The 9508-nt window shown below is 65.7% G+C and carries 13 protein-coding genes; 9 read left to right on the top strand and 4 right to left on the bottom strand.

The features are described 5' to 3' along the window. Window positions 1–413 (bottom strand): ATP-binding protein (locus AX681_RS09055; protein WP_197424266.1); only part of this gene is annotated, 413 nt, incomplete at its 3' end. A gap of 106 nt (window positions 414–519) precedes the next feature. On the opposite strand from AX681_RS09055, the gene AX681_RS09050 reads away from it, so the two are divergent. The 7 genes from AX681_RS09050 to AX681_RS09020 all read left to right on the top strand — a co-directional run bounded on the left by AX681_RS09050 (window position 520) and on the right by AX681_RS09020 (window position 4653). Continuing rightward, window positions 520–804, top strand: a complete 285-nt coding sequence (locus AX681_RS09050; RefSeq protein WP_066664576.1) for a hypothetical protein — start codon at window positions 520–522, stop codon at window positions 802–804. Between the two features lie 87 nt (window positions 805–891). Then, a complete protein-coding gene (gene rpmH, locus AX681_RS09045; protein WP_044332822.1) occupies window positions 892–1026 on the top strand; it encodes a 50S ribosomal protein L34 in 135 nt (44 codons plus the stop codon). A 62-nt stretch (window positions 1027–1088) separates the two neighbouring features. After that, entirely contained in the window at window positions 1089–1433 is a 345-nt protein-coding gene (gene rnpA, locus AX681_RS09040) for a ribonuclease P protein component (RefSeq protein ID WP_231734911.1), read from the top strand. Continuing rightward, entirely contained in the window at window positions 1430–1642 is a 213-nt protein-coding gene (gene yidD / locus AX681_RS09035) for a membrane protein insertion efficiency factor YidD (RefSeq protein ID WP_066664581.1), read from the top strand. Before rnpA ends, yidD begins: the two co-directional genes overlap by 4 nt. 20 nt (window positions 1643–1662) lie before the next feature. Continuing rightward, window positions 1663–3417 carry a membrane protein insertase YidC gene (yidC, locus tag AX681_RS09030; protein WP_066664584.1) on the top strand — a complete coding sequence of 585 codons (1755 nt, stop codon included), beginning with the start codon at window positions 1663–1665 and terminating at the stop codon, window positions 3415–3417. After that, entirely contained in the window at window positions 3414–4055 is a 642-nt protein-coding gene (yihA, locus tag AX681_RS09025; RefSeq protein ID WP_066664587.1) for a ribosome biogenesis GTP-binding protein YihA/YsxC, read from the top strand. The genes yidC and yihA overlap by 4 nt, the downstream gene beginning before the upstream one ends. A 97-nt stretch (window positions 4056–4152) precedes the next feature. Then, entirely contained in the window at window positions 4153–4653 is a 501-nt protein-coding gene (locus AX681_RS09020) for a translation initiation factor 2 (protein ID WP_156442936.1), read from the top strand. Window positions 4654–4756: 103 nt separating this feature from the next. On the opposite strand, the gene AX681_RS09015 is transcribed toward AX681_RS09020, so the two are convergent. Together AX681_RS09015 and AX681_RS09010 are read right to left on the bottom strand one after the other, a co-directional pair. Then, window positions 4757–6703 carry an alpha/beta hydrolase family protein gene (locus AX681_RS09015; RefSeq protein WP_082738132.1) on the bottom strand — a complete coding sequence of 649 codons (1947 nt, stop codon included), beginning with the start codon at window positions 6701–6703 and terminating at the stop codon, window positions 4757–4759. 70 nt (window positions 6704–6773) lie between these two features. Continuing rightward, window positions 6774–7136, bottom strand: a complete 363-nt coding sequence (locus AX681_RS09010; protein ID WP_066664600.1) for a thiol-disulfide oxidoreductase DCC family protein — start codon at window positions 7134–7136, stop codon at window positions 6774–6776. A 79-nt stretch (window positions 7137–7215) separates the two neighbouring features. Here AX681_RS09010 and AX681_RS09005 point away from each other — a divergent pair, with 79 nt between their 5' ends. Beyond that, a complete protein-coding gene (locus AX681_RS09005; protein ID WP_066664610.1) occupies window positions 7216–7881 on the top strand; it encodes a glutathione S-transferase family protein in 666 nt (221 codons plus the stop codon). Here the strand turns inward: AX681_RS09005 and AX681_RS09000 are convergent. Continuing rightward, window positions 7878–8324 (bottom strand): cupin domain-containing protein, encoded by a 447-nt coding sequence (locus AX681_RS09000; RefSeq protein WP_066664607.1) that lies wholly within the window; start codon window positions 8322–8324, stop codon window positions 7878–7880. The genes AX681_RS09005 and AX681_RS09000 overlap by 4 nt on opposite strands. A gap of 25 nt (window positions 8325–8349) precedes the next feature. Between AX681_RS09000 and dapE the strand changes: the two genes are divergently transcribed. After that, entirely contained in the window at window positions 8350–9471 is a 1122-nt protein-coding gene (dapE, locus tag AX681_RS08995; protein ID WP_066664602.1) for a succinyl-diaminopimelate desuccinylase, read from the top strand. The last annotated feature ends 37 nt before the right edge of the window (window positions 9472–9508 follow it).

Genomic DNA, 9508 nt, shown 5'->3' with positions numbered 1-9508 from the left:
GGACAGATCAGCCCCTTCCCCTCCCCCGCCGCATGCAGCGCCGCGAGCAGGACGCCCGGCGACGGCGCGATCCGTCCGTCGAGCGCCAGCTCGCCGACCACGACATAATCCGCCAGCGCCTCGGCATCGGTCACGCCCATCGCCGCCAGCAGCGCCAGCGCGATCGGCAGGTCGAAATGCGACCCTTCCTTGGGCAGGTCGGCGGGCGACAGATTGAGCACGATATGCTTGGGCGGCATGGCAAGGCCGATCGCCGCCATCGCCGCGCGCACCCGCTCGCGGCTTTCCGCCACCGCCTTGTCGGGCAGGCCGACGATCATGAATTTGGGCAGGCCGGGGACCAGGTTGCACTGCACCTCGACGCTGCGCGCCTCCAGCCCGAGATATGCGACCGTCGAGACACTCGCGACCATCAACGCCCCCCTTTTGTTCGCACACTTTTAACCGCTTTTCGTGCGAGGGAAACGGTTCATCTTCCCCGCGTCTTGCATCTGCAACACACGCCCCCACTTGGGAGCGATGCGCCGCAATCCGCATCCCTTTGTGCGAATCGCCCTGCTGACGACCGGCTGGCTGCTGTTCCTGATCGTCGCGCCGCTCGCATCGCCGCTGCCCGGCCCGGGCGGCACGGTCATCGCGGCGTTCGGACTGATCCTGGTCCTGCGCAATTCGCGCTGGGCGCGGCACCGATTCGTGCGATTGAAAGCGCGCTGGCCGCGGGTCGGTGCGTTCATCGACCGGATTCTGGTGCGCGGAAGCGCCAAACGCCGTCGCGCGGTGGCAAAAAGGCTCGCTGCGAATTGACTTCGCTGCCCGCTTTGGCTAACGGCCCCGTTCACACGGTCGCCCCCGCGGCGGCCTTTTCAGTTTCTAGAATTCAGGGAATGAGCGATGAAGCGGACCTTTCAGCCGAGCAACCTGGTGCGAGCGCGCCGGCACGGCTTCCGCGCGCGCATGGCGACCCCCGGCGGTCGCAATGTGATTCGCGCCCGCCGCGCCCGCGGCCGCAACAAGCTGAGCGCGTAAGCCTGACGCCAGCATCGCTGGTGTCGAACCAGCCCGTTTCCTCAGGCGAGGAAGCGGGCTGTTTGCGTTCGGCCCAGCCGCTGGCGCGGATGACGCAGCGCCGCGACTATCTCGCTGCCAATGCCGGCAAGCGCGCGCCGATGCCCGGCTTCGTCCTGATCGTCCGCCCGCGCGGCGATGATGATGCGACGATGCGAGTTGGCATCACCGTGTCGAAGAAGGTCGGCAACGCCGTCACGCGCAACCGCATGAAGCGCCGTTTCCGCGCGCTGGTGCGGGAGGTGCTGCCGGTCGATGGCATCGCGGGTGCCGACCATGTCCTGATCGGCCGCGCCAGCGGGATCGAGCGGGACTATGGAGCGCTCAAGACCGAACTGGCCAAGGCGCTGGCAAAGGTGAAAAGGTGATCGCCCGCATCCTGATTCTGATCGCGCGCGGGTGGCAGATCGGCCCGTCGCGCATCCTGCCGCCCAGCTGTCGTTTCGCGCCAAGCTGTTCGGCCTATGCAATACAGGCGCTCTCCCGCTATGGGGCGCTCAAGGGCGGATGGCTCGCGCTGCGGCGCATCCTTCGCTGCCATCCATGGGGTGGGCACGGCTATGATCCCGTGCCCTGATGTCCTGACCGGGGAATGACGTGAAAGAAGACCAGAAGAATTTTCTGCTGTTCGCGGTAATCGCGGGGCTGCTGCTGTTCGCATGGCCGGCGGTAACCAACTGGCTGTTCCCCACTCCGCCCGCGACGACGGTAACCAAGGCGGCCGACGGCACGCCCAAGGTAGTGCCGAACCCCGGCGCAGACCCCACCGCCGACACGCCGCAGGCGATCCGCGACCGCGACAGCGTGCTGCGCGAAACCCCGCGCATCGCGATCGAAACCCCGACGGTGCGCGGCAGTCTGAACCTCAAGGGCGCGCGCATCGATGATCTGGTGCTGGTCAAGCACAAGGAAACGATTGCCAAGGGCAGCGCCCCGATCCGCCTGCTGTCGCCCAGCGGTACGCGCGACGCCTATTTCGCCGGTTTCGGCTGGTCGGGTCAGGGCCTCAACGCCCCCGGCCCCGACACGGTGTGGCAGGCCAGCGGATCGAAGCTGACCCCGACCACCCCGGTCACGCTCACCGCCACCAACGGCTCGCAGCGCTTCGCGATCGAGCTGTCGGTCGATAACGGATACATGTTCACCGTCCGCCAGAAGGTCGCTAACCTGGGGCAAAAGGCGGTTGCTGCGGCGGGCTATGGCTATCTCTATCGCTATGGCGCGGGCAAGGACGTCGACACCTGGACGATTCACGCTGGCCCGGTCGCCTCCTATGGCGGCGCGGTCGACTATGGCGTCAATTACGATACGGTGAAGGACGAAGGCACCAAGCGCTTCGACGCCAAGGGCGGCTGGATCGGCTATACCGACATCTACTGGCTGACGGCACTTGTGCCCGATCAGGGCATGCCGGTCAGCCTCAGCTTCCGCCCCGGCGCCGGCACCGCAACCCAGGCGCAGTTCGAACCGACCACCGCCCGCCAGATCGCGCCGGGCCAGGTGCTGACCCAGACGACGCGCTTCTTTGCGGGTGCGAAGGACATCAACCTGCTCGACAGCTACGAAGAGGAAGGCGGCATCCACCAGTTCGGCAAGGCGATCGACTGGGGCTGGTTCGAAGTCTTCGAAAAGCCGATCTTCCATTACCTCCACTGGCTGTTCCGCATGGTCGGCAATTTCGGTCTGGCGATCATCCTGCTGACCGTCACCGTCCGCCTGCTGCTGTTCCCGATCGCGCAGAAGCAGTTCGCGTCGATGGCCGCGATGCGCGCTCTCCAGCCCAAGATGAAGGCGCTGCAGGAGCGCTACAAGGACGACAAGCCGCGCCAGCAGCAGGAGATCATGAAGCTGTACAAGGACGAGAAGGTGAACCCGCTCGCGGGCTGCCTCCCGACCCTGCTGCAGATTCCGATCCTCTACGCGCTGTACAAGGTGCTGATGCTGTCGATCGAAATGCGCCACCAGCCGCTGGTGCTGTGGGTCAAGGATCTGTCCGCGCCCGACCCGGCTAACCTGGTCAACCTCGTCCATTACCTGACCGGCATCCAGCTGCCGATGTTCATGGCGCTGGGCGTGTTCCCGATCCTGCTCGGCGTGTCGATGTGGGCGCAGTTCAAGCTGAACCCGGCACCGACCGACGAAGTGCAGAAGCAGATGTTCGCGATCATGCCGTGGATTCTGATGTTCGTGATGGCACCGTTCGCAGCGGGTCTCCAGCTTTACTGGATCACCTCGAACCTGCTCACCATCGCGCAGCAGAAGTTCCTGTACAGCCGCCATCCGGCGCTCAAGGAACCGGTGCCCGCGACCGGCGCGGTGATCGACGCCAAGCCGGCTAAGGGGAAGAAGTGACCGAATTCGACCCCGAGCTGATCGAGGGCGCGCGCAAGACCTTTGCGGGTCCGGTCGCGTTCCTCAAATCCGCGCCTGCGCTCAACTTCCTGCCCGACGCGATCGTGCCGGAAGTCGCGTTTGCCGGGCGATCGAACGTCGGCAAATCCTCGCTGCTCAACGCTCTGACCGGGCGCAACGCGCTGGCGCGCACGTCGAACACGCCGGGGCGGACGCAGGAACTGAACTTCTTCGACGTGGGCGATCCGGTGAAGTTCCGCCTGGTCGACATGCCCGGCTATGGCTTTGCCAAGGCGCCCAAGGATATCGTCAAAAAGTGGCGCTTCCTGGTGAACGACTATCTGCGCGGGCGCGACGTGCTCAAGCGCGTGCTGGTGCTGATCGACAGCCGCCACGGCATCAAGGATGTCGACCGCGAGATCCTCGACATGCTCGACGCAGCAGCGGTCAGCTATCGCATCGTCCTGACCAAGGGCGACAAGATCAAGCCGGCCGAGCTTGCCGAAGTAACCGAACGCGCCATCGCCGAAGCGCGCAAGCGTCCGGCCGCCCATCCCGACATCCTCGCTACGTCGAGCGAGAAGAATGACGGCATTGCCGAGCTGCGCGCCGCGGTGGTCGAGGCCGTTAGTATCTAGTTTCTGTCCCGAAAATTACGCTTGCTGTCAGAGGCTTATCCGACAATGTTCCCACTGTCGTCTCACCGGAGACGATTCGAACTGGGGAACCTATTTCATGAAGTTAGTATCTGTGGCGGCCACGGCTCTTCTGGCCGTGAGCCTTAGTGGTTGTGCAACGGTTATGAATGGACCGAACGTCAACTATGCGACCCAGTCGAAGCCAGATGGGGCTCAAGTCAAGTTCACGAGCGGTGAAACGTGCACCACGCCTTGCACGCTCAAATTCAAGCGCAAAGATGACAGGCGCGCGGACATCAGCTTGGCTGGCTACAAGTCCACTTACATCTTGATTCAGTCCAAGCTGGGCGGTTCGGCTTTTGGCAACATCCTGCTTGGCGGTGGCGTTGGCGCAATCGTCGATGGCGCGAACGGCGCAAGTAATCGGCTGTATCCGCGCCCGCTGATCGTCCGGCTGGCACCGGAAGGCTCGAGCGAGGAAGCAGTGCTGCTCGACAAGGATGGCAAGGTCGTCATGACGGTAAAGGCGCACAACGACTCGGTGCGTGCCGATGTCGCCAAGACCATCGGGCCGAAGCTCGCGGGCCTCGAAGACTGAACCAACGTGATGGTTGGCGGAACTGAGTTTCGCCAACCCTCACGTATCGCCAAGGCGAACAAGGGAGACGCCCGGGCCTTCCCGGGCGTCTCTTTTCTGCGGCTCAGGCCGGGTTATGCTTGGCGAGAAACGCCTCCATCGCCTTCAGGAACTCGAGCCGGTCCTCCTGGCGCGAGAAGTGATGGTCGCCCAGCGGCTGGACGATATAGGTCACGTCCTTGCCCGCGCTCTTCAGCTTTTGCGCCATGACCTGCGACTGGACCATCGGCACGACGCGGTCTTCCTTGCCGTGCATGATCAGCACCGGGATGCTGAACGACCCCGCGAAATTGACCGGCGACACGTCCTTGAGGTCGCTTGCCTGCCGCCGCAGCCAGTCGCCGCGCGACTTGGAATAGAGGAAATTGCTCTGATAGCGGATCATCCGGTTGAGGTCGGACACGCCGGCATAGGAAATGGCGCAGCGATATTTGTCGCTGTCGCGCTGGGCCGCCCGCAGCGCGGCATAGCCGCCATAGGACGCGCCGACCATGCACACGCGCTTGGGATCGGCGATGCCCAGCGCGGCGAGCGCCTTGACCGAATCGTCGAGGTCATCCTGCATCGCGCGACCCCATTGACCCTCGCCCAGTTCCATGAACTTGGTGCCGTAACCGGTCGAGCCGCGATAATTGGGCTGGATCACGACATAGCCGCGATCAGCCAGGAACTGCGTCCACCAGTCCCACACTTCGCTGTCGCGCGCGCGCGGACCGCCATGCGGCATGACGATCAGCGGCAGCGCGCCCGAACGTCCCTTGGGCGTCGTCAGCACCGCCGCAATCTCGACCCCGTCGCGCGCCTTGTAACGGATCGTGCGCACCGGGTGCAGCCGCTTCAACCCGATTGCGCTATTGTCGTTGGCGATCGGCAGCAATTCCTCGCCCTCGCGCTTGAACAGCAGCCAGGCTCCCGGCGAATCCGGACCACTGACGCGGATCAATGCGGCGCTCTGGTCGCGGCTCATCGATGCGATGTCGACCTGCGCGCCCTTGACCCGCGCCTCCAGCCGGGTCTGTAGCGCCGCCATCGCCGGATCGACCCATTTGGTCATCGGCCGGTTCTCTTCGACCGCGACGCCCAGAAACCCGTCCCCCGCCGGGTCCGGGACGATCCCGGCGATGTCATAGCCCGGCGTGGCGAACAACTGCTTGCCGCGCTTGAAACTGGTCAGATCGAGTTCGTACAGCGCGGAAAAGCCATCGGCATCGTCCTCGACGATCAGCGCCTTGGTCTTGTCGCGCAGGAACATCGACGGAATGGTCATGCGGTCATCCGGGCCGCGCGTACGGTCGATCGTCCGCACGGGGCTGTCGGCGGCTTCGCGATAGAGCAACCGGCTGGTGCGTCCGTCGAGCGACGAACCGATGCCCATGCGCACCACGCCATCGCGGTCGGCATACCAGTCGAGCACGCCTTCGCGCGGCCCCTGCACCAGCTTGCTCTTGCCGGTGGCAAGATCGAATTCCTCGACCCGCGCCCAGAAGTCGATCGTGTTGGTATAGATCGAGCCCTGATAGGCCAGCATCAGCCGCGGCGTGCCATCGCGCGCGGTCCAGATGACATCGTCGCCGATCTGCGCCGCTTGCTTCCCGGCAAGTACCGCCATGGCCGAAGTCTTGACGTTCAGGCTGACGGCACGCCGGAAGTAGAAATTCTCGCCCTCCAGCGGCTGTTCGCGGCCGATACCGACCACGGCCCATTCGTCATTGACCCAGCGCCACCAGTTGAGGTCGGACTTGCCCGGATTGTAAAAGGACGGCGGCGTCTTGCCATCGAGCGGGATCATCGCGAGCAGCATCTGCCCGTTACGCGCGACCCGGGCGAGCAGCCGCGTGCCATCGGGCGACAGCGCCGGATTCTCGATCTGCGGCAGCTGGGCAAATACCTCGACCGGCAGGGGCGCGGGCGCGGCGCGCGCAGGGGCCGGTGCGGGCGACGGATTCTGCGCCGCCGGCGCGGCACCGATCGTCGCAAGACCAGCGACCAAGATCATGAACTTACGTGACATTACTTCCCCCTGCGCAACCGGCCCCGGCGCGCAACCTGTCGCGTCAGCGGCCGCCGTGCAAGCGAAATGGTCAGGCGGGCGGAACGCGTCTCGCCCAGCGCTGGAGACGGGGTCGGACGCGCAGGAATGCGCGATAGCCGCGCTCCAGCAGCGCGAGCACCACATGGTTACGCGCCGCCAGCCCCAGCGGGCGGAGCAGCGGGATCGCGCGCCACATCGCCGCGAATGCCGCCGCGCCGGACAGCAATCGGCCATTCTCCCGCGCATGGAAGCGGGCGAGCAACTCCGCCCGATCGACCGGGCATGCGCCATCGCCCAGCCCCTCGATCGCGACGAACGCGATTCGCCCACGCCGGTCGAGTCGCCGCATCAGCGCGATCTCGCGAACGCACAACGGGCATTGGCCGTCGTACCAGACGGTGACGTGGGTCATGGCGACCGTCTACCACCGCCGCCGCTTCGACCATAGTGGACAGGTTGCCCCATCCCCGCCCCGCCGCTATCCCCGCGCGATGCTCAAGCTCTTCATCGGCAACAAGGCCTATTCCTCCTGGTCGCTGCGCGGCTGGCTCGCATGCAAGCTCTCCGGGCTTCCGTTCGAGGAGGTGGTCGTCCCGCTCTACGATCAGGATTGGGACAAACGGCGCGAAGGCGACGAGTTCGCGCCGTCATCGGGCAAGGTGCCGATCCTGTGGGATGGCGACGCGGTGGTGTGGGACAGCCTCGCCATCGTCGAATATCTGAACGAAAAGTCGGGCGGCGACAAATTCTGGCCGACCGACCCGGCCGCGCGCGCGATGGCGCGGTCGATGGCGGCCGAGATGCATTCGGGCTATGCCGCGCTGCGCCGCAAGCACAGCATGAACATCCGTCAGGTCTATCCGCCCAAAACCCCGGACGAAGACGTGATGCACGACATCCAGCGGATCATGGAGCTATGGGCGCAGGCCCGCGCGCGTTACGGCGGCGATGGCGAATTCCTGTTCGGACAGTTCGGCGCGGTCGATGTGATGTTCGCGCCGGTCGTGACCCGCTTCGTCACCTACTCGCTCCCCGTCGCACGCTTCGCCCCGGCATACATGAACGCGGTGCTCCAGCATCCCTTCATGCAGGACTGGATCGCCGGCGCGCAGGAAGAGGAATGGGTGATCGAACAGTTCGAGCAGGCGCCGGTCTAAAACCCGCCCCCATCCTTCCGCCTGAACCCGACGCCATTCTCCAGATGCATGTCGATGTCGGGATAATGGCAGTCGCTCGCCGCCGGGCGACCGATCGCGACGAATACGCAATCGGCGTCGCTGCGGTTCTGCAGGACATGGCCGTTGCCGTCGCCCTTGGGGAAGGCCGCGACATCGCCGGGGCGCATGACATGCTCGCCGGCATCATCGACCAGCACCGCCTCGCCCGCCAGCATCACCACCAGCTCGTCCTCGCCCTCATGCCAGTGGCGGTGCGCGGACCAGGCGCCGGGCTTGAGCGTCACATGACTCGCGCCGAAATCAGTGAGGCCCGACGCCGGGGCGAGCCGTCGGTACCAGCGACCCTGCACGACATCGGCATATTCGGCGGGATAGCCGGTCGCATTGGTCTGCGGGATTGTGTCGAGGTCGAGCTTGGGCAAAGGAGCCTCCATTGAAGGAGCAACTATGCCCGATGTCGTCGACCTGACCAAGGCGCTGATCGCCGCGCCCAGCATCACCCCCGCGCGCGGCACGGTGTTCGACGTGCTGGAGGCGGCGCTGATCCCGCTCGGCTTCGATGTCGAGCGGTTCGTTGCGGGTGAGGCTCCCGATGGCCCGGTCGAAAACCTGCTTGCCGTCCGCACCGCCGGGCCGGGGCCGCACTTCGCCTTTGCCGGCCATCTCGACGTGGTACCGCCCGGCGATGGCTGGGCCAGCGGCGCATTCGAGCCGGAAATCCGCGGCGACCTGCTCTACGGGCGCGGCGCGGTCGACATGAAGGGCGCGATCGCGGCGTTCGTCGCGGCGCTCGCTCCCCTTCCCGCCTCCGGCACGGTCAGCCTGATCATCACCGGCGACGAGGAAGGCCCGGCAACCTATGGCACGCTCGCGATCATGGAGCGGATGGCGGCACGCGGCCTGACCCCGGACCTGTGCCTCGTCGGCGAGCCCACCTCCGCGCATCGCCTCGGCGACACGATCAAGATCGGGCGGCGCGGATCGGCGGTGATCGATGTCGAAGTGCCGGGGCGGCAGGGCCATGTCGCCTACCCGCATCTCGCCGACAATCCCGTCCCGCGCCTGATCCGCGCGCTGGCGGAGATCGACGCGATCGTGCTGGATGAAGGCACCGACTGGTTCCAGCCATCGAACATCGAAGTGATCGACCTCGAGGTCGGCAACCCCACCACCAATGTTATCCCGAGCCGGGCCAAGGCGCGCATCTCGATCCGCTTCAACGACCAGCATCGCGGGCACGAGCTGATCGCGCGGGTACAGGATATCGTCCACGCCCATGCCCCCGCCGGAATCGTGCACGGGCGGGCCTATGGCGAGGCGTTTCTGACCCAACCGGGCGCGCTGTCCACGCTGGTGGCGGACGCAATCCGGGCGGAAACGGGGGTCGAGGCGGAACTGTCCACCAGCGGCGGCACATCCGACGCGCGCTTCCTGTCGCGCATCTGCCCGGTGGTCGAATTCGGCCTGCTCAACGCGACGATGCACAAGCTCGACGAAGCGGTCGCGCTCGACGATCTCCACGCGCTGACGCGGATCTATGCAGGCGTGCTGGGGCGGGTGTTCGGCTAGCCCTCACTCCCCTCCCTGAAAGGGAGGGGTCGGGGGT

Source organism: Sphingomonas sp. CCH9-E2 (assembly GCF_001557215.1).
Taxonomy (GTDB): domain Bacteria; phylum Pseudomonadota; class Alphaproteobacteria; order Sphingomonadales; family Sphingomonadaceae; genus Sphingomonas.
This window is presented reverse-complemented; position numbering and strand designations above follow the sequence as displayed.

Coding starts and splice junctions, on each gene's coding strand:
- AX681_RS09050 (WP_066664576.1), top strand. CDS start 520: ATGCGCCGCAATCCGCATCCCTTTGTGCGAATCGCCCTGCTGACGACC.
- rpmH (WP_044332822.1), top strand. CDS start 892: ATGAAGCGGACCTTTCAGCCGAGCAACCTGGTGCGAGCGCGCCGGCAC.
- AX681_RS09020 (WP_156442936.1), top strand. CDS start 4,153: ATGAAGTTAGTATCTGTGGCGGCCACGGCTCTTCTGGCCGTGAGCCTT.
- AX681_RS09015 (WP_082738132.1), bottom strand. CDS start 6,703: ATGTCACGTAAGTTCATGATCTTGGTCGCTGGTCTTGCGACGATCGGT.
- AX681_RS09010 (WP_066664600.1), bottom strand. CDS start 7,136: ATGACCCACGTCACCGTCTGGTACGACGGCCAATGCCCGTTGTGCGTT.
- AX681_RS09005 (WP_066664610.1), top strand. CDS start 7,216: ATGCTCAAGCTCTTCATCGGCAACAAGGCCTATTCCTCCTGGTCGCTG.
- dapE (WP_066664602.1), top strand. CDS start 8,350: ATGCCCGATGTCGTCGACCTGACCAAGGCGCTGATCGCCGCGCCCAGC.